Raw genomic sequence first — 20,829 nt, 5'->3', positions numbered from 1 at the left:
AAGCAGGCCGAGCAATGGTCCGGTTGCGGACCCTGCCGGCGGGGTTTAACCACACAGGCCCGACACTGCTTCCACAGATGTGCGTTAGGCAGACAAGGGCCGGCACAAGTGGAAGAGGATGTCCATGACCATCAAGACCAATCGCGACGACGCGCTGACGGCAGCCATCGCGGAGGCACTGGCCAAGGGCGTGCTCGAAAGCGAGCAGCAATCGCCTCAGCCGGACCAATGGAACGAGGCGGCGCGCTTCGTGCTGGAAGCCGCCGCAATGCGCAAGGATGGCGAGAGCGCCATCCTCATTGACAGCCTGACCGATGAGCGCAGTGCCGGCGCCGCGAGCCGGCGGCAGCGCATCGCCATCATCAACGCCGACATGCCCTTTCTTGTCGACAGCATCGGCAATTGCCTGAGCCAGGCCGATCTGGTGATCCACGTGCTCGCCCACCCGATTCTCCCGGTGCGGCGTAACGAGGACGGCGGGTTGCTGGCCATTGGCGATGAGGACGGCGCCGTCCGCGAATCGCTGATTTATATCGAGACCGACCGCATCGACGCGCGCGGTCGGCGGGAGCTTTGTCGGGCGCTGGAGGAAACCCTGTGCCACGTCCGCGCGGCGGTGAGCGACTGGCGGGCGATGATCGACGCGCTCAATGGCGATGCCAATCGCCTGGGCGCCGGCGAAGGCGGCGACTTTCTGCGCTGGCTGCTCAAGGGCAATCTCACCCAATTGGGGCACGAGCTTTGGACCCCGAATGCCCAGCCAAGCCGGCGCAGGGGCATTTGCCGGGCTGCCGAAAGCCCCGTGCTTTCGGACCAGTCCGCCGCTGCCGCCCTGGCCTGGTTCGAGTCTGGCCATGCCGGGCCGCTGATTCTCAAATCCAACATGATGGCCAAGGTCCATCGCCATGTGCTGATCGACCTGTTCCTTGTGCCGGTGCGGGAAGAGGGCAAGATCACCGCCATTTCCATCCATGCGGGCCTGTGGACGAGCGCAGCGCTCGCCACCGCGCCGGAGGATGTGCCCATCCTGCGCGACACGCTTTCGGGATTAATGGCACGGTTCGGCTACAATCCCTCCGGTCATGCCGGCAAATCGCTGGTGCACGCCCTCACCGCCCTGCCGCACGACCTGATGCTGGCGTTTAGCGCGCAGGACCGGGACCGCATCACGCTCACCGCCATGTCGCTGGCCGACCGGCCCCGCCCCAAGCTGGAGCTGGTGAGCGATGTGCTGGGCCGGCACCTCTTCGCCTTCGTCTGGATGATGCGCGACGACCTCTCGACCAGCCGTCGCGAAGGCATCTCCGCGCTGATCGCCTCGGCGGCGCACGCCAGCCTGCTCGGCTGGTCCATCGCGCTGGAAGAGAGCGGTCTGGCGCTGGTGCGCTTCACCTTCGACCTGCGTGATGAAGGACAGGTGCCCGATGCCGAGGCGCTGGACCTGCAGATCGCGCAGTTGCTGCGCGGCTGGACCCCGGCCGTGGAACAGGGCCTGATCGAGCTTGGCGAAAGCTCACGCGCCGCCGTGCTCGCCCAGCGTTATGCGCCCACCTTCCCGATGTCCTACCGGGAAAGCGCGGGGCCGGACGAAGCCGCCCGGGACGTGCTGGCGCTGCACCAACTCACCGGCCCCGATGATCGCAGCGTGCGCTTCTACCGCATCGCGCAGGATGGCGACCACCAGCTGCGGGTGAAGATCTATTCGCTCGAACCGCTCGTGCTGTCCGAGGCGGTGCCGGCGTTCGAGAATTTCGGCTTCCGGGTGCTGGAGGAACGCAGCACCAGCGCGGGCGCGGAGGGTTCGCTCGGCCATATCCAGCGCTTCACCCTCGAGCGGCAGGATGGCGGCCCCGCGGCCGAGGTGCTCGACCGCGCGGCAATTGTCAGCGAGGCGCTCGATGCCGTGCTGGAAGGCAGGGCGGAAAATGATCGCTTTGCCGAACTGATCGTCACGGCGCAGCTGGGGCCGCGCGACATCGTCTTCCTGCGCGCCATCTTCCGCTATCTGCGCCAGACCGGCCTTGCCTACGGCCTTTTGACCGTCGTCGAAACACTGCGGCGCGAGGCGCATATCGCCCGCCAGATCGTGGACCTGTTCTTCGCGCTGCACGATCCCGCGCGCGGCAAGGATGCTGACGACGCCGCGACGATCAATGCCGCCATCGACACCGCACTCGAAGGCGTCAAGGGCCTCGATGAAGACCGCATCCTGCGGCTCTACCGTGCGGTGGTCAACGCCACGCTGCGGACCAATGCCTTCACCCCGGCCGCGCAGGAGGCGCTGGCCTTCAAGCTGGATAGCGCGCTGGTGCCCGGCCTGCCTAAACCGCTGCCTTGGCGCGAGATCTGGGTCTATTCGCCGCGCGTCGAAGGCATCCACCTGCGCACCGGGCGCATCGCCCGCGGCGGGCTGCGCTGGTCCGACCGGCGCGACGACTTCCGCACCGAAATCCTGGGGCTGATGAAAGCCCAGCGGGTGAAGAATGCGGTGATCGTGCCGACTGGCGCCAAGGGCGGCTTCTACCCCAAGATGCTGCCCAACCCGGCAAGCGACCGCGATGCGTGGCTGGCCGAAGGCACCGAGAGCTACCGCGTGTTCATCCGGGCGCTGCTCTCCGTCACCGACAATATCGTCAAGGGCAAGACCGTGCACCCAAAGGGCATGGTCATCCGCGACGGCGCCGACCCCTATTTCGTGGTGGCGGCCGACAAGGGCACGGCGAGTTTCTCGGACGTCGCCAATGCCATCGCCATCGATCATGATTTCTGGCTAGGCGATGCGTTCGCCAGCGGCGGCTCCAACGGCTATGACCACAAGGCGATGGGCATCACCGCGCGCGGAGCGTGGATCAGCGTCCAGCGCCATTTCGCGGAAATGGGCGTCGACCTTCAGAAGAACCCGGTGCGGGTGATCGGCGTGGGCGACATGTCCGGCGACGTGTTCGGCAACGGCATGCTGCTCAGCAAGAGCATCCGCCTGGTCGCGGCGTTCGACCACCGCCATATCTTCATCGATCCCGACCCCGATGCATCCGCCAGTTGGAAGGAGCGCCAGCGCCTGTTCAAGCTGCCGCGCTCAAGCTGGGCGGATTACAAGGAAAGCCTCATCAGCGAAGGCGGCGGCGTGTTCGCCCGCAGCGAAAAGAGCATCCCGCTCAGCCCGCAGATGCAGGCGTTGGTCGGCACCGACCAGACGGCCATGGAGCCGGCGGCGCTGATTTCGGCGCTGCTGCGCACGGAGACCGATCTGCTCTGGTTCGGCGGCATCGGCACCTACATCAAGGCCGCCAACCAGAACAACGCCGAGGTCGGCGACACCGCGAACGACCGTCTGCGCGTGGATGGCGAGGACGTGCGCGCCAAGGTAATCGGCGAGGGCGCCAATCTGGGCGTCACCCAGGCCGGGCGCATCGCCTATGCGCTCAAGGGCGGCCGGATCAATACCGACTTCATCGACAATAGCGCGGGCGTCGATTGCTCCGATAATGAAGTGAACATCAAGATCGCGCTCAACAAGGAGGTCGCCGAAGGGCGGCTTGCGCAGGAGGCGCGCAATGACCTGCTGCGGGCCATGACCGATGAGGTCGCCGCCATCGTTCTGGAAGATAACCGCCTGCAGGCACTCGGCCTCTCCATTGCGGAGCAGGGGGGGAGCGCAGACCTCGCCTCCTATGTCCACCTGATCCACACGCTGGAGGATGGCGGGCATCTCGACCGCAAGGTGGAAGGTCTTGCCCCGGACGAGGAGCTGATGCGCCGCGCCAGCGAAGGGTTGGGGCTGACAAGGCCGGAACTGGCCGTGCTCTTCTCAACCGCGAAGCTGACGCTGCAGGACGCCATCGAGAAGAGCGACCTCGCCCGCGATCCCGCACTGGAAAGCGACCTGATCGGCGCCTTCCCGCCCCTGATGCAGCAACGCGAGGGGGATGCGATTGCCGCCCACCAGCTGCGCGACGAGATCATCGCCACCAAGATCGCCAACCGCATCGTCAATCGCCTCGGCGTGATCCTGCCCTTTGCCCTCACCGAGGAAGCCAGTTGCTCGCTCGATGAAATCGCCCATGCCTTCGTGATCGCCGAGCGCCTGTTCGGCGTGCGGCAGCTCTGGGACGATATCGACAGCGCCGATCTCTCCGAGCAGGCGCGGCTCGCCCTCTACCGCAGCGTCGCCAACGCGATGGCAGGCCATATCGGCGATGCGCACCGCTCCTTGCCGACCGGCATCGCGCCGCACAAAGCCATAGCGATGCTCGATGGCGCCATCGACACGCTCAAGACCAAGGTCGACAGTCTGCTGCAGCCCGAGCCGCTCAAGGCCGCCGAAGCCATGAGAGCCATGCTCACCAGCCTTGGCGTGCCGGATGCGCTGGCCGAACGGACCGTGATGCTGGTGAAGATGGATGGCGCCATCGGCCTTGCCCTGCTCGCGCAGAATGGGCCGCAGGACGCGCTGAGCGTTGCCGCCGCCTTCACGCGGCTGGGCAGCCTGCTCGGTATCGACTGGCTCCAGGCCCTCGCCGCCCAGATGACGCCGAGCGACCCGTGGGAGCGCTTGCTGGTCGCCGGCAGCGCGCGGGAATTGCAGCAGATGCGGCTCGGCTTCCTGGCCCGCGCCGGCGCGAAGACGAGCGAGGAGCATCTCGATCGCTGGCTCGCGGAGAACAAGGTTGCGGTGGAGAAGTTCACGGACTTCATTGCGCGCGCCCGGCAGGCCCCGGCACCCTCTGCCGCTATGGTCGCAGAACTGACCGGACAGGCCCGAACGCTGCTCAGCCGCTAGCGAACCGCGCCGCGCGGGCTCACCAGCCAGGGCTTCACCACGCCGCTCGGCTTGGCCGTGCCATCAAGCCGCACGGCGCGCTTGATCGTGACGCGGTCCTTGATCATCTGGCCGAACATCACGCCGCGCCCGCAGCAGGTGTCGCGCGCCATGATGCGCCTGACCACATCCATGCCCGCGACCACCTGGCCGAAGGCGGCATAGCCCGCATAGCCCGGCCTTGCATCGAGCGTGGGGTTGGCGCCGACCTGAATGGAGAAGTTGCCGGTACCCGAATTCGGCTCCTTGTGGCGCGCCATGGAAATAGTGCCATCGAGATGCTTGAGGCCGGTCTGATCGGTCGGCTCCAGCTCCACAGTGGGGAAGTAGACCCGCCGCGCCTCGGTATCGATCCCGCCCTGGACGAAGCCCGACTTGGGATCGTTCTTGCGGCGGAAGGCGCGGTAGAAGCTCGTCCCGTCCAGCCGGCCATCATCCACATAGATCATGAAATTGGCGACTGTCTTGGGCGCGCGGCGGGCGTTCAAAGCGAGCACGATGTTGCCCATGTCCGTCTCCAGCCGCACGCGGATGAAGCCCGGCGTCGGCTTCGTCGCGCTTTGCGCAAGCACCGGGCCGGGCAGCGCAACCAGCAGCAGGGTGAAGAGAGCGAGGAAGATGAGGTTCAGGCGCAGGACGGGGACAGGCTGAAGAAACAAGAGCATCGATCCGGGCAGTGGCAGGGCGGGCGAAGCCGCACCATGTCACATCGCGGCGCCCGGCATCAACCCGCCGGCGCGCAGAACCGGGCGGACCGAGGCGCGCTCCGGCTGCATGCCTACGTCTGCCGGCACAGCTTAGTGGCGGAAGTGACGCATCCCGGTGAAGACCATCGCCAGCCCGGCCTCATCCGCCGCCGCGATCACCGCGTCGTCGCCCAGCGACCCGCCCGGCTGGATCACCGCGCGTGCGCCAGCCTCGGCCGCTGCGAGCAGGCCGTCGGAGAAGGGGAAGAAGGCATCGGACGCTACGGCGCTACCGACGGTGCGCGGCTCGCTCCAGCCCGCAGCCTCGGCCGCCTCGCGCGCGCGGATGGCCGCGATGCGGGAGGAATCGCGCCGGTTCATCTGCCCGGCACCGATGCCCGCCGTCACACCATTCTTAGCATAGACGATGGCATTGGAGCGGACATGCTTGGCGACGGTCCAGGCGAACAGGCAGTCGGTCAGTTCCTGATCGGTCGGCGCCCGCTTGGTCACCACCTTGAGGTCATCGCGGCTGATGCGGCCATTGTCGCGCGTCTGCACCAACATGCCGCCCGCAATGGACTTCATCGTCATGCCCGCGCGCGCCGGATCGGGCAGCGGGCCGGTGAGGATGAGCCGCAAATTCTTCTTCTTCGCGAACACGGCCCGCGCCGCATCATCGGCATCCGGCGCGCAGACGACTTCAGTGAAAATCTCGGTGATTGCTTCTGCCGTCGGCCCGTCGAGCGGCCGGTTGACTGCAATGATGCCGCCAAAGGCCGACACGGTGTCGCACTGGAAGGCGGCGCGATAGGCGTCGATCAGCGTCTCGCCGGTCGCGACGCCGCAGGGATTGGCGTGCTTGATGATGACCACCGTGGGCGGCCCGTCGCGGAACTCGCTGACCAGCTCCATCGCCGCATCGGCATCGGCCAGATTATTGTAGCTCAGCTCCTTGCCCTGCACCTGCCGGTGATCGGCAAGGCCGCCCTCGGGCGCGAAGGCCGGCAGATACAGCGCGGCCTGCTGGTGCGGGTTTTCACCATAACGCAGCGACTGGCCGAGACGCAGCGGCACCGCCATGCGGGGCGCGAACGGCTCGCCCTGATCCACCGTGGCGAACCAGCTGGCAATCATGGCATCATATTCCGCCGTCGCGGCATAGGCCTTGGCGGCGCAGAGGCGCCGGAAATCATAACTGGTCGCGCCGCCCTTCTCGTCCATCTCGTCCATCAGACGCGCATAATCGGCCGGATCGGTGAGGATCGTCACGCTGGCGTGGTTCTTGGCCGCAGAGCGGACCATCGAGGGACCGCCGATATCGATATTCTCGATCACCTCGTCGCGGTCCGCGCCCTTGGCGACGGTGGCGGCGAAGGGATAGAGATTGACCACGACGAGATCGATCGCACCGATCTCATGCGCCTCCATCGCCGCGACATGTTCGGCATTGTCGCGCACCGCGAGCAGGCCGCCATGCACCTTGGGGTGCAGCGTCTTGACGCGCCCGTCCATCATCTCAGGAAAACCGGTGAGGTCCGAAATATCCTGCACCTCGAGCCCCGCCTCGCGCAGCGCCTTGGCCGTGCCGCCGGTGGAAACCAGCTCCACGCCATGGCGCGCCAGCGCGGCACCCAGCTCGAATAGCCCGGTCTTGTCGGACACCGAAAGGAGTGCCCGCCGGATCGTCACATCCTGCATCTGTCTTGTCCTTATCCCGATTTCTTGAGCAGCCAGCCGATGCTTGTTCCGCCCGGCCCCGTGGTGGCGCTCACCACGAGTTGCTGCGTGGGGTGGGGCCTGCCTTCGCCGTCCACCCAGAGGCTTTCTTCCACTGCGAGTTCCCCGGCGCCGACCCGGAACTGCCACAAGGCACCGCTGGGCAGACGCAGCAACGCGCCCTGCCGGTCAGCGGTCAACGTCGGCTCGATATCGGGGCCAAGATGGAAGCGGATGGCGAGCGGGCAGCTGACCGGCTTGCGGCGGCGGCTGCCGGGCAGCAGCACGTCCTCACCGCGCAGTTCCCGCCCTTCATGCGTGAGAACCAGCGTGCGCCGATGCAAATGGCCAAGGCGCCGCGCATAGCCATCATGCGCAATTTCGAGCCGGCTGCCCTGCTCATGCTCCTGCCGATCCAGCTCGACTTCGCTCACGCCCTTGCCGAGCGCGCCATCGGGGAGGATCGCGGTGGAATTGGTATCGTCCAGCACCAGCGTCGAATGCGCCGCCGTTGTGCGCAGGCCCTGGGTCAGATCAGCCGGGAGAGACGCGCCCGCCAGTGCCGCGCCGCCGCAATTGACGATCAGCCGCACCGGCCCATCCGACACTTCCAGCGCTGTCGTCGAGGCGCAGCCATTGGAGGCCAGCCGGGCCACCGGCGGCGGGGCCGCATCGACCTGAACGACAGTCGTGCCGCCGCTCAGCCGCTGATAACCCCAGTCGCGTGCCTGCCGCAGCGGCCGGGCGCGAATCCCGGAGGCCGCGACGATAGCTGTGATCCGTGCGGGATCGAGCGGCGCCCCGCCCTGCCAGCTTCCCGGCGCGCCATCGCCATGCAATATGCCGAGCAGGGCAGCGACGATGCGCTCCATCGTTTCAGCCAGCCAGGCCGGCAGGTCGGCACGGCGCACGTCGTAGACGGCGCGCAGCATCGCCAGCAGCGTGATCGCCTCGACCTGCTCCAGCGGCGAGCGGGAAATGATGCCGCCATCGCTCGAAAAGCCCGTCTCCAGCGCCCGCCGCAGCCCGGCCTCGCCAAATATCCTTCGCGGATCGCCACCGGGCAGCAACAGGCCAGCCGCAACGATGCCGGTCCAGGCGATCACGCGCGGCAGGCCCAGCGGCGCCTTGTCGGCACCGCGATCGAGATGACGCGCCGTGCGCGCGATGCTGTTGAGCACCAGGCTGCGGTAAACGAGATCGTTGCTGGAGAGGATCAGCGGCGAATAGGCCGTCCAATACAGGATGCGCCAGCCGGCATTATCGGCACGCCAGGCAGGGTCCGTCGGCTTTTCGGCATGGGCGGTCAGCCAGGCCCGCATCTGCGCCTCGGCGACGGGCACCGCATTGTCCCGCGTGGTGGCGGCCGCCAGATCGCGCATCCAGCGGAAACTGTGGAGATAATCCACGAACTCCGCCGGCTGCTCGATGCGGCGCCAGTCCAGCGTGGCCACGGGCTGCTTGAGGCCGCGAAACAGGAAATAGCCCGCCCGCAGCGCCTTGCCCGCCCGCGCGTCGCCCGGAATGCCGTCATCCGGCACGGCGAGCAGCTTGAGCGGATATTTGCCCTTGAGCCGCATATTGTGGAATGGCGTCGCCCAGCTCAGGCGATAGAAATGATTGGCGAGTCGCTCGGTCAGCGACACACCGCGATCATCCGAGACGCGAATCAGCCGCTTGCCCCGCTCAATACCGTCTTCCACCGGCGGTTCCGGGGGCGGCGTAGGCGTGGGGAGCGGCCGGGCGCTCATCCGCCCCTCAGCATCCGGATGTTGTCGGCATAGGATGCTGGTCCGCCCCGGAAGGTCGCGGTGCCCGCCACCAGCACATCGGCCCCCGCCGCAATGACGCGCGGCGCGGTAACGGCATCCACGCCGCCGTCGACTTCCAGCGCGATGTCCTTGCCGGTCTTGTCGATGGCCTTGCGCACAGCCTCAATCTTGCGAAGCTGGCTGTCGATGAAGCTCTGGCCGCCAAAGCCGGGGTTCACGCTCATGATGAGGACCAGATCGAGATCCTCGAGCAGATAGTCCAGCATCTTGGCCGGCGTGCCGGGATTGAGCGAAACGCCCGCCTTCTTGCCCAGCGCCTTGATCCGCTGAACCGTGCGGTGAATGTGCGGCCCGGCCTCGGGATGCACGGTCAGGATATCCGCGCCGGCCTCCGCAAACGCATCCAGGAAGCTGTCCACCGGCGAGATCATCAGGTGCACGTCGAGCGGCTTTTGAGTGTGCGGCCGCAGCGCCTTCACGACCATCGGGCCGATGGTGATGTTGGGCACGAAATGCCCGTCCATCACGTCGACATGGATCCAGTCGGCACCTGCCTCATCAACGGCGCGAACCTCCTCGCCCAGGCGCGCGAAGTCAGCGGAGAGGATCGACGGGGAAATACGCACGGATGGCATCATGAATTTCGCTTAACCCTGCGATTCGGACAGTGCAACTGCCACAGGCCGAAAGTTGTGGATGGATTGGGGCCCGCGCGCCCTAAAGCGAGTCAGAGCGGGACAGGCTGGCGATGAAGAAGCCGTCAAGCCCGCCCGCCGGCATCAACGCGCCGGGGAGAAGACGCAGCACATGCCCTTCTGCCACGAGCCCCTCGGGCAGCAAGGCCGTGTCGATCGGCCGTGGCAGCATCTCGGGATGGTTCGCGCGCAGGGTGTCCATCTGCGCCTCGCCCTCCTCGGGCTCCAGCGAACAGGTGGCGTAGACCAGCACGCCACCGGGCTTCAGCCAGCCGCACACACGCGCAACAAGCGCCGCCTGGATTTCGGCCATCTCGGCAATCTGTCGCGGGCCAACGCGGTGCAGCACGTCCGGGTGGCGCCGGAAAATGCCGGTCGCGCTACAGGGCGCATCGAGCAGGATCGCGTCCACCGGCGCGTCCGGCGCCCAGTTGGTGAGGTCGGCGCGCAGCACAGCTGCCTCAAGCCCGGTGCGCGCAAGATTGGCCTGCATCCGCTCCAGCCGGCGCTGGGACTGGTCCACAGCGGTGACAGTCCAGCCCGCAGCCGCAAGCTGCATGGTCTTGCCGCCAGGCGCCGCGCACAGATCGAGCACGGAACGGCCTCCCCCCGCCCCGAGCAGCCGGGCCGGAAGCGAGGCGGCGAGGTCCTGCACCCACCACTGCCCCTCGGCATAGCCGGGCAGGGCTGTTACCTCGCTATCCGCCGGCAAACGGACGTGACCGGGCATAAGTGACACGCCGCCAAGCCGCTCCGTCCATTCATCAGTCGTTCCGGCATCGCGCAATGTGAGATCGAGCGGGGGGCGGTGCGCGATCAGCTGCCGCGCCGCGCCGACGACCTCTTCGCCCCACGCCTCGCCCCAGCGCGCCTCAACTTCGTCCGGCAGGCGAGGCGCCTCGGGGAGGGCCAGCTGGCGCCGGAACAAGGTGCCCAGAACGCCATGAACGAGCTTGCGTGGCCCGCCATCGACCAGCGGCAGGGATGTGGCGATCACGGCGTGAGGCGGCGTTTCAAGGATCAGCGCCTGCGCCAGCGCCAGCCGCAGCACCATGCGCGCTTTCGCGTCCACGGGCAGCGGGCGCGGCGTTGCGCTGTCGATCAGCGCATCCAGCTCCGTCATGTAACGCAGCACGCCAGCCGCGATGCCATGCGCCAGCGCGCGGTCGGGCGGATGACTGATGTTGCGGGCCGCCGCCCCCAGCGCCTGTTCGAGCGGTTGCCCCCGCCGGATCACGGCATCGAGCAGGCTGAGCGCCGCCCGCCGCGCCGGCAGCCCGGCAGGCTGGGCATTTTGAGGGATGTGCTGCGATTTGACGGTTGGGCGGGACATGGCTTGGCCCTATAACAGCTAAAGTCGATACGTGGCCGGGAAATGCCGCTTAAGGCATCATCAGGTCACGGACCGCGTGCCACGGCACGAAAACGGAGCATTAAAGCGTGGGAAAACGCCCCGATCATCTCAAGCCGCCGAGCTACCTTTCGAAAAGTCCGCCGGTGCCCCAGCCGGAGGAAGCCCGGGCGCAGCCGCGCCCCGCTGACGAAGGGCTGGACCCGACGCGCTTCGGCGATTGGGAGCGCAAGGGCATCGCCGTTGATTTCTGAGCGCCGACCCCTGCACGCAATGTTGCATTTTTTTGGCGTTCGCCTTGGTTCAACGCAATTTTCGGATGCACTATCGGCCGCTATCAGTCATATAGTACACTTAACACTCCACAAAGAGAGTGGGACGAAGAGTCGGTTCGCTGGTCTTGGGGCGAGATGCCATTGTGTCTGCTGTGATGATCCCACCATCATGCCGATGCGCGCTGTTGCCTGACGGATGAGCAACATGTCCGATTCCCACCGAACTTCTGCTTCGCCCGGTAACAATGCCGGTGTCGAGCAAGGAACGCCGGTCGGTTCTCCCACGCCGACCGGCGAACCACTTTCAGAAGACCAGCCCGATCTTTTCCCCGGCGCACGACCTGCGACTACGCCTGCCGATGGCGATGCCGCGCTGCTGCAGGCGGTCGGTCGCCTGATTCTCGCCTGGGGCCAGCTTGAGCGCACAACCGCCGATAAGGTTTCCACCATGCGCGAGTCGTTCGGCGATGTGCGCTCCGTGGGTGGCCGAACCCGCCCCACGCTGCAAAAGCTGCTCGCCGAACTGCGCGCGCTGGTCGCCATGCGCGATCGCCACGATCAGGATGCGCTGGCGGTAATCGCCACCATCGATGGCAGCCTCCAGCGCACCGCCCAGTTCCGCCAGCTGATCATCGACGGCGCACAGGGCGCATCCGGCAAGATCCTGAACTGCCGGGATATCAAGAACTGCCCGCTCGAAATCGGCCTGCGGGAAGTCGAGCGGGAAGCCGCCTCGCTCGACCGGATCTGCGCGCAGATCGCGGAAATCTAGGCGAGCGGGGGCGAGGCTGATCCTTAGCGCGCGATGGCTAGTTCCAGCTCCCGCTCCACCTCCTGCTGGCCCTCGTCGATCTGGATGATGATCGCCCTGTAGCCCTGCCGCAGCAGCTCGCCCAGCCGCTGGACCGTGTTGACGACGATCGGAGGCCGCGCCGGCCCAACCGCAGCGGTGGCGGGCGCGATTACGCCCAGCGTGAGATTGGCGGGCAGGATGATCTCGCCGGTGCCGGTCACCTGGCCACCGACGGGCGTGATGAACGTGTCGGTGATAATCTGGTTCGGGTTGATCTTGCCGCCAGCCACCACGGGCTGATCGTTGACCACGAACGACCCGTCGCCATTGCTGCTGATCTCCTTGAACACACCCTCGATGGTGCCGCCGGGCGCATCGACGACGAGCGCGCCGCCATTGACCTGCACGTTGAGCGGCGTGTTCGACTGCAGCGAGATCGTGCCGCCCGAGCTGATCGTGCTGGTCACCGCACCCGGCGCCGCCACCGACACGGCGCCACCGGCGTTGATCGCGCTGGAGATACTGCCCGTGCCCGAGGTGACCGAGGCGCTGCCCGCCGTGACGATCTGCGAACTGATCGACCCGGCACTGGCCAGCACGGTGACCGGCCCGGTCGCCTTGATCGATCCGCTGACATTGCCGGACCCCGCCGAGACGCTGACGCCGCCGCCGGCATTGACCGTGCTCGATATGCCCGATTGCGAGGCGATGGACGCCGAGCCCCCGGAGGTGACGGACGAGCTGACCGGCCCCGTCGCGCTCAGCGCCACCGGCCCGGCCGCCTGGATGGAGCCACCCACGCTGCCGTTCGAGGTGAGCGAGACGCTGCTTTGCGAACTGACGTCGCGCGAGACATTGCTGGTATAGGCAAGCTGCACCGGGCCGCCCGCTATGATCGAGCCCGTGCCCGAACCGCCCGCGCTCACCGCCACGGAGCCGCCCGCCACGATGGGGCCGCTTTCGCTGCCAGTCACCGACGCGCTGACATTGCCGAGCGTATCCAGCGTGTTCGCGCTGAACAGCTGGTTGCCACTCAATTGCGAGGTGAAGTCGCCCGCCAGCTTGACGGTTGCGGCGGAGAAGTTCCCGCCCGTGACGGACAGACTGCCCAGCCTTATGCTTTCGCTGCCGAGATTGCCGAGGCTGACGTCACCATCCCCGGTGGCACCCGCAAGACCGGTGCCGGTGAGGAACGCCACGCTTTGCGCGGCATTGGCGGTACCGATCAGATTGGGGCTGATCGCGATCGACCCGCCGGGACGCGCATCGAATTGGGTGAGCGCCTGTGTCAGGCGCAGCGCTGATCCGGTCGCCGTTCCGCTGAACGTCAGCCCGCTCGCCGTGTAGCTGCTGCCGTTCAGCACGACCTGATTGCCGATTACACGCGTTGCGCCGAGCCGGGTGATCTGGCCGATATTGCCCAGAGCGACCGTGCTCGCATTGAGCGTGAACGTCTGGCCACCGCCTGCACCCCCGTTGATGCCGAGGAAACTAGCCACCGCCAGCGCATCGACCGTGGTGGCGCCGGCCAGCGTCGTGGCGCCGTTCACGGAGAAGCTGGTTGCGCTGTACGTGCCGGCCAGCGTCGTCGCGCCGGTGTAGCTCTGCGCTCCCGTCGTGACAGTGCCCGCGGTCATGATCTGACGCCCGGTCGCCGTAATGCTGCCGACGTTCACCGACCCCAGCTCGATCGCGCCTTGCCCGGCGTCCACGGCCAGCGTCTGGGGTCCGCTGACGACACCCAGACGGACAGCCCCACCGTTCGTCACCAGCGTGGTTGCGCCACCGAGCATGGTCGCGCCATCCACGCGGAAGGCGCCTCCGCCTGTGCTGAACGTGCCGGAGAGGATGGTCGCGCCGGTGTAGGTCTGGGTGGCGGTCGTTGCGATGTTGGAGGCCGAGAGCATCGTGCCCGTGGCGTCCAGACGACCGATTGCCGCGCTTCCGATGGCGGCAGTGTTGCCGCTCAGGCTCAGCCCATGGTTTCCGTCGACCGAGGCAAGGCTGATCGTGCCCGCCGGCGCTCCAATCACCATATCCCCGGAGAGGGTGAGGAGACCGGCGGCGGTGAAGCCGCCCTGTCCCACCGTCACCGAGCCCCTGACACTGCTGCCAGCCGCGCCGCCGCCAAGTGTCATCCCGTCCAAAGTCGCGCCCTCGAAGATGAGCGCGCGCAAGCCGGACAGGCTGGCCGCTTCGCTATAGCGGCCGGCACCGACGAAGATCGCATCACCCATGCTGGAGCCGTCGAGCGCCGACTGGAGCGAGAGCATCGCCGTCCCCCCGCCATCGAGCTGCCCCTCGCCGACATAATAGGTGCCGCTGCTCGCCGTGCCAGACCAGCCCTGAACAAGGCTCGCGTTCGCCGCTGCAAGGTTGACGGCATAGTCGAAGGCGTCCTGCCGGCTCTTCTGGAAGAAGGTGAACTGCGCGCCGTCCTGCCGGTGCTCCGCATTCCGGACGATATAGTCATAGCCCAGGATATTGATCGCACCGGGCGCCGTCATCGTGGAAGAATTCTGCAGGTAGAGGCCGTTCGATTCACCGAAGCTGTTGCTCGCCTCGATCGTGATATTGGTGAGTTGCTGGGTGCTGCCACCACCGTCGATGTTGTTGGCCTGATAGAGCGCCAGCCCACCCCAGGCATTGCCGGCCGTCTGGCTGTTGCGCACAACGACATTGGCGCTGTCGGTGATCGAAATGCCGTTGCCGGCCACGACGCCGCTGACTGAAACCCCATCGATGGTCGCGCCGACGACGGCGTTCAGATCGAGACCGGTCTTGTGCGATCCGCTGATCGCCACATCAGTAATCGCAAAGCCCGTGTTGCGGGAGTCGGCATCGCCGCGCTTTTCAACCTTGATCCCATAGGTGGAGCTGGTGTTCGCTTGTGAGCCGAGCAACGCAAAGCCGCTCAAGGCGACATCGTCGGCATTCACCCTTATGCCGTAATGGCCGTGCCCGCTGGCATCGATCACGGTCAGCCCGGAGCCCTGGCCAACCACATCGATATCCTTGGTAATAAACAGCGTGTCGGCGAGACTGTGGGTGCCTGCCGACAGGTTCAGCCTGTCGCCATCTTGGCCCAGCCCCAGGGCCCGCCGCACGGCATCCGGGCCGGACGCGGTGGTGACGAAGAGCTGGCCGGCCACCACATGGGCGAGACCCGCGCCAGCCACGTCGACGCCATGGGTAATCCGATCTTCGACAGCGAAGAGCTGGTCCAGCGTCAGTGCGCTTGCCAGCACGCCGTTGAAGCTGACTCCGGTCAGATCGAGATCATTCGCGCTGCGCCACACAATATGCTGCACGGTGGCGTCACCCGCGACGAAATTGTTGCCGCTGCCGAAGCTGAGTGTCCCCGCGCCGGCGACATTGGTCGGCAGGTAAAAATCATAGCGATTGTTGATGAAGCTGTTGCCGGTGATGGTCGTCGCCGTCGGCAAGCCAAAGCCGGGCTCGACAGCCAGAACCTGATTGTTGTTGGTGAAAATGTTGTCGGTAAGGTTTAGCGCCTCCACGCCGCGCATGATCAGCACGGCGCCGTAGGTGGCTTCGCCGCTGGGGGTCCAACTGCTCACGCCGACATCGCTGACGCTGTTGCCGACGAAATTGACGGTTCCGGCGCGGAACGCCTTGAAGATCGCGCCGAACGAGAGATCCGAATCGCCGCCATTGCGCACGATATTCTGAGCAATCGTCACATCCGGATAATCGAAGTCGCCGCTCTGCTGCCGGAAGGCGATGTGCCCTGCCGTGTGGTCGAGCAGATTGCCGCTGAACACGACACTACCAATCTGTGCGCCGTCATTAGCGCCGCCGGCGCCGCTGCGCGTATCGAATGCTGCCCAGCCACGGATATTGAGGAATTCCGAGCCGGTGATCGCGATATCGCCACCGATCTGCCCGCCGATGAAGCCGTGGCGACCCGCGACATTTTCGCCGTCGATCCGCACGCCGCTCAGGGTCAGTCCGGTGATCGTCCCGCTGTTGCTGATTACGGCGGAGCCGGCCGAGCCCCGCACCGCAAAGTTCCGCAGGGTCAGTCCGCTCGGGCTGCCGCTGATCGTCATGCCGCCGGTGATGACCGTCTCGTTCATGCCCGCGCCACTCAGGGTCAGCGCCTTGGTGACGGCCGCGGTCTCTTCATAGGTGCCGGCGGCGACATTCACGGTCGCGCCGGACCGCGCATCGCCGATCGCGGTGTTGATCGACAGACCTTCGGCCACGGTGAAGATGTTGGTCAGGCCACCCGGGCCGTATCCCTCGATCGAACTGGCCGCAGCATTGCCCACGTCCCGCGCGAAACTGAGCGCATCCGCCAGGTCGGTGCGATAGAAAATGAACTGCCCGTCGAGATCATCGCTGCGATGATCGCTGTTGCGCACCGCATAATCGAAGCCGGTGAGGTTGAGCTGGCCGAACTGCTGCGTGGTCGATTCAAGCTGGCTGAACAGACCCAGCTGTTCTTCGAAGCTGTTGAGAGCAGCATCGATGGTGATGTTCGTCGTCTGCCCATTATAGCCGCTGCTCTTGTTGCTCTGATACAGCGCGACGCCGCCCCAATCATTGCCAAAGGTATGCACGCCCTCCAGCACCACATTGGCACTATCGGTGATCTGCACACCGGCCCCTTCCGTGAGAATTGCGTCGTCGGCGACGCTGCGGCCATCGGCGGTGAAGTTGGTGATGCGGGCGCCGACCACACCATTAAGGTCCAGCTCGGCTCGCCGCGAGCCGCGCACCGTCACATTACTGATCGCAAAGTCATGGACCCGCTCGCTCGTTCCGCCCGGCGTGCTGACATGCCCTGCCGGATTGGGCTGGACCTTGATGCCGTAATTACCGCCGGCGAGCGTGCTGCCATATAGCGTGAAATTCGACAGAGACACATTATCGGCAAGGACCGAGATCGTCCCCAGCCCGTTGCCGCTGACCGCGCGCCCATCGAGGATCACGCCGCTCTCAGACTGGCCGGTCAGGGTCAGCGCCTTGCGGATGACGAGTTGCGAACTGCCAAGATCGTAGGTGCCGTCCCGCACCTCCACCATGCCGCCGGACACGACGGCGTTCACGCCATCCTGCACCGACAACAGAGGTGTCGCCGCTGATCCCTGAGCACTTCCGGAACCGTTCGTTGCGACCGTGACATGCGTCCGGTTCGAGGCGGTATAGGCCTGGTTGAACACGGACATGCCGCCATTGGCACCGCTCAGCGCTAGCAGTCGCGCCTGCTCCTCCAGAGAGATATTGGCACCGAGCAGGCCGTTTCCGGACGTGGTCGTGGTGCCGTTCCACACCCCGTTCAGATGCAGGTTCATGCCCCACTCGTTGCCGAAAGCACCCGCGCTGTTGCCGCTGATCACGAACCCGGGGGCGGAACCATCGACATACTGGAGGGAAATGCCGCTCTTCGTGTTGTCGATCAGGTTGCCGGTGATCCGCAGATCGGTGACATTGCGTCCATCGACGAGAATACCGTTGCGCACGCCAATGATGCTGTTGCCGGCGATCGTTGCATTATCTGCGCCATTGAGCAGCGCGATGCCACGCGTAACTGAGTTCCCCCAATCAAAACCCGATGCGGTCGCGCCTTCGGGCAGCATGCCAGTGAACCGCATGCCGGTAATCGTCACGTCATCGGCATTGACGGTCAGCCCGTTGATTGCGCCGCCCGTCAGCGGAAGCCGGATGGTCGCCAGACCGCCACCATTGATGGTCACATTGTCGCGTGAAATGGTCGCACCGGCGGCGTAGATGCCCTCACCCAGGTTCAGCAGCGTGCCACCGGCGGCGGTGCCGATCACACCGAGCGCATCCCCGATCACATCGCCATTGCCGCTCACATCGGCACCGCCGATGTTGAGGGACATTTCCAGCGCCCCGTCGCCTACATTGATCTGCCCGGCCCCGCCGATGCGGGCGCCCTCCACGAGCATATCGCCAGACACGGACAGGGCCGAGGTGACGTCGATCCCGCCCGCCGCTCTGGCGCCGACCAGACCGTCCGCACCGGCATCCATGGTTCCGCTCATCGCAAGATCGCCACTCTGGGCGAACAGCACGACCGTCCCGTCGGGTTCGGAGGTCATGCCGGATGCCGTGAGCGTGCCGCTATTGACCACCTGATCAATCAGGGCACCGGCTGTCCGGGCGGTGAGCAGGATCTGGCCGCCCCGCGCGGCAATCGTGCCGCTGTTCTCGACCAGCGCATTGTCTGCGCCAAGGCCGATCTCCAGAAAGCCCGTGCCGTCCAGATCCAGTGTGGCGCTGCTGCCCGAGGCGAGCACGACGCGGCCAAGCCGGGCCGAGATCACGCCCTGATTGCGCACGGTCGGCGCGAAGAACGCGGCAAGGCCCTGATCGGCAATGCTGATATTGGCGCCAGCGCTGACCACGATCTCGGCCGTCGAGCCTTGCATGCCGGTGAAGGCCAGCGGACCGCCGTTCATGAAATCGGCATCCACCACATTGGCGCTGCTGGCGATCAGGCCGCCGACATTCACGTCGGCCGTGCCGGCAAACATCACGCCATTGCTGTTGATGACCGCCACGATGCCGTTGGCATTGAGAGACCCGGCGATCTGCGACGGCGCATCGCCTCCAACGACACGGTTGAGCGCGACGGCGCTGGCGCCCGGCTGCGAAATGGTGACCTGCGCATTCGAGCCGATGTCGAAGCTGTTCCACTCGATCAGCGCGCGGTCGCTGGTCTGCGTGATGGCCAGGGTGGAGGAAACGGGCGCACCGATGGTGGCGCTGCCGCCGACCACCACGCCGCCGGTCGGCAGGGCATTGGCGTCCTGCGCGAGAGCGGGGCGTGCGCTGGCCAGCGCGAGAATGGCTGCCGAGAGCAGCAGCGCGGTACGGCGGCCCCGAAGGGGTGAGAGGGCGGGCTGGGCTGCGAGAGTGGACGTGCTCATATCAGGTCTCCACGAAATCGGAACGATCGGCGCGACGAGGATCGCGCCGGCTCAGTAAGCGGCGCTCAGGGACACGAAGATGCGGCCATCCCGGTTGCCCTCTGCGCTCACGGCGCGGCGGACAGGCTTGGCGTATTCCATCGAGAGGCTGAAACGGTCGGCAATGCCGGCCCGCAAGCCGACGCCATAGGATCGCAATCCGGCGCGCGGGCGCTCGCCCGGCAGCAGATCATTCTGCCAGACACGGCCGCCTTCATAATAGACATAGGGTTCGACCGTCCCCATGCCGCGCGCGGCGATGGTGTAGAAAAGCTCCACCTTGCCGGCGATGCCCTTGTCCCCGGTGATTTCGGAGGGATCATAGGCACGGCCGTATTGGGCGCCGCCCAAGCCGAACTCCTCGGAGGCCAGCAGGCTTTCGGCCGACCACTGACCTGTGGCGCCGAGCAGAAGATGCAGTCCGCGATAGAGAGGCTGCACCCGCGTCACTTCGCCATTGAGACGGGTGAACATCGCCGATGCGGTACCCCGTGATTTCGCGGGGTCACCCAGCCTTGTCGCATCGAAAACGTCGAGCCCCTGCGTCACGGAGGCGCGCAGCGTCGTCTGGCCGCCCATCCGGTCGGCATGATTGCCCAGCAATTCGGCGGTGACGGTCCGAATGCGGTCATCGAAAACCGGATCGATCAGGCGATTGCGTGAACTGCTCTCCCGCGATTGCCAGGAGAACCGCCCGAGAACGTTGGTCTGCCGGCTGCGCACCAAGGGGTATTGGAGAGCAAGGCCCCAGCTGAAGCTCTTGCCCTTCACGGCCAGCACTCGCAGCTCGTCGCCCGGCTTGGTGCGCGCAAAGCTGGCAAAGCCGCTCATCCGCAGCCCGGAACCGCCGAGCGGCTGATCATAGGCACCAGACACGAAGGCCAGTTCACCGCTTTCGTCGGGCGCGGCCACCGCGGTGAGGGCGAGGCGTCCGCCCAGCTGCGCGAGATCGTTGAAGACCAGCCCTCCGAAGAGTTGCACCGGCCCGAGCCAGCGCGATCCGCGATTATCCACCGCGACAAAGGCCTCGATCGGTTGGCGCGCGACGAGGAGAGAGAGGTCGGCGGCACCTTCGTCGCTCGACGGGGTCAGCACAGCCCGCACGCTGGCGCCTTTGAGGTCGCGCGCGAGCAGCAGCGCACGTGCGAGATCATCGCCCGAGGTCGGCCGCTCGGCCCGCACCGGCGCGAAATAGCCTTCGAGGAGCGGGCGATAGCCGCCGGGATCGCCCTCGACGCGCACGTCACCGATGAAGCCCTCGACGATGTTGATCGTCGCAACGCCGTTTTCGATACGCTGCGGCGCGACCACCGCGCGGGACAGCACGAAACCCCGGCGCCGATATTCCGTCGTCACCGCTTCCGCGAGCCGGAAAAGGTCGGCCAAGGTGATGTCGCGGTTGAGATAGGGTTGGGCCAGAGCGTTCAGAACGTCGAGCGGCACCGCGGTCGCTCCCTCGAACCGGATGAGGGGGAGGCGGAGCGGCGCCGTGCTCTCCGGCGCAGCCTCCGATGTGGGCGCCTGCGGGAGTTCCACCGGCGAGACCGAGGGCATGGCCGGCTGCCCGCGCAGACGCTCGTCGACCCTTCCGGGATCGACAGTCTGCTGCGCATGCGCGGATGTGCCCGCCAGCGCGATGGCGGCCAGCAATAAGCTACGAGTCGTCATGGTCATTCCGATCCCCTTGTTCCCCATCGGAAAGTGATTGAGCGCCACGATGCAGCCCCCCTGCATCGCGGTGTGCGAGCGCCGTCAGG

General features: G+C 66.3%; 10 protein-coding genes. 3 read left to right on the top strand and 7 right to left on the bottom strand.

Annotation, left to right across the window (positions count from 1 at the left end; translation table 11 throughout):
• Nucleotides 1–124: 124 nt before the first annotated feature.
• On the top strand, nucleotides 125–4,780 hold the full coding sequence (locus tag M2335_RS01815) for an NAD-glutamate dehydrogenase (RefSeq protein ID WP_413716096.1): 4,656 nt from the start codon (nucleotides 125–127) through the stop codon (nucleotides 4,778–4,780).
• Here the strand turns inward: M2335_RS01815 and M2335_RS01810 are convergent.
• The 5 genes from M2335_RS01810 to M2335_RS01790 form a co-directional block, all read right to left on the bottom strand.
• A complete protein-coding gene (locus tag M2335_RS01810; protein WP_413716095.1) occupies nucleotides 4,777–5,478 on the bottom strand; it encodes a peptidylprolyl isomerase in 702 nt (233 codons plus the stop codon). The genes M2335_RS01815 and M2335_RS01810 overlap by 4 nt on opposite strands.
• A gap of 138 nt (nucleotides 5,479–5,616) precedes the next feature.
• Entirely contained in the window at nucleotides 5,617–7,206 is a 1,590-nt protein-coding gene (gene purH / locus M2335_RS01805) for a bifunctional phosphoribosylaminoimidazolecarboxamide formyltransferase/IMP cyclohydrolase (RefSeq protein WP_264573931.1), read from the bottom strand.
• Between the two features lie 11 nt (nucleotides 7,207–7,217).
• Entirely contained in the window at nucleotides 7,218–8,975 is a 1,758-nt protein-coding gene (locus tag M2335_RS01800) for a heparinase II/III family protein (protein WP_181561169.1), read from the bottom strand.
• A complete protein-coding gene (gene rpe / locus M2335_RS01795; RefSeq protein WP_181561168.1) occupies nucleotides 8,972–9,634 on the bottom strand; it encodes a ribulose-phosphate 3-epimerase in 663 nt (220 codons plus the stop codon). The genes M2335_RS01800 and rpe overlap by 4 nt, the downstream gene beginning before the upstream one ends.
• A 79-nt stretch (nucleotides 9,635–9,713) precedes the next feature.
• Complete coding sequence (locus M2335_RS01790; protein ID WP_264593591.1) at nucleotides 9,714–11,024, bottom strand: RsmB/NOP family class I SAM-dependent RNA methyltransferase; 1,311 nt, start codon at nucleotides 11,022–11,024, stop codon at nucleotides 9,714–9,716.
• Between the two features lie 107 nt (nucleotides 11,025–11,131).
• Between M2335_RS01790 and M2335_RS01785 the strand changes: the two genes are divergently transcribed.
• Both M2335_RS01785 and M2335_RS01780 read left to right on the top strand, forming a co-directional pair.
• Complete coding sequence (locus tag M2335_RS01785) at nucleotides 11,132–11,296, top strand: DUF1674 domain-containing protein (protein WP_264593590.1); 165 nt, start codon at nucleotides 11,132–11,134, stop codon at nucleotides 11,294–11,296.
• A gap of 226 nt (nucleotides 11,297–11,522) precedes the next feature.
• Nucleotides 11,523–12,089 (top strand): hypothetical protein, encoded by a 567-nt coding sequence (locus M2335_RS01780; RefSeq protein ID WP_264593589.1) that lies wholly within the window; start codon nucleotides 11,523–11,525, stop codon nucleotides 12,087–12,089.
• A 23-nt stretch (nucleotides 12,090–12,112) separates the two neighbouring features.
• Here the strand turns inward: M2335_RS01780 and M2335_RS01775 are convergent, their stop codons facing one another.
• On the bottom strand, nucleotides 12,113–19,033 hold the full coding sequence (locus M2335_RS01775) for a beta strand repeat-containing protein (protein ID WP_264593588.1): 6,921 nt from the start codon (nucleotides 19,031–19,033) through the stop codon (nucleotides 12,113–12,115).
• Nucleotides 19,034–19,084: 51 nt separating this feature from the next.
• A complete protein-coding gene (locus M2335_RS01770) occupies nucleotides 19,085–20,746 on the bottom strand; it encodes a ShlB/FhaC/HecB family hemolysin secretion/activation protein (RefSeq protein ID WP_264593587.1) in 1,662 nt (553 codons plus the stop codon).
• Between the last annotated feature and the right edge of the window lie 83 nt (nucleotides 20,747–20,829).

The organism is Sphingobium sp. B12D2B (assembly GCF_025961775.1).
In the GTDB taxonomy this organism is placed as follows: Bacteria; Pseudomonadota; Alphaproteobacteria; order Sphingomonadales; family Sphingomonadaceae; genus Sphingobium.
Note: the sequence above shows the minus strand (reverse complement) of the source record. Positions and strands in the feature narration are given on the sequence as shown.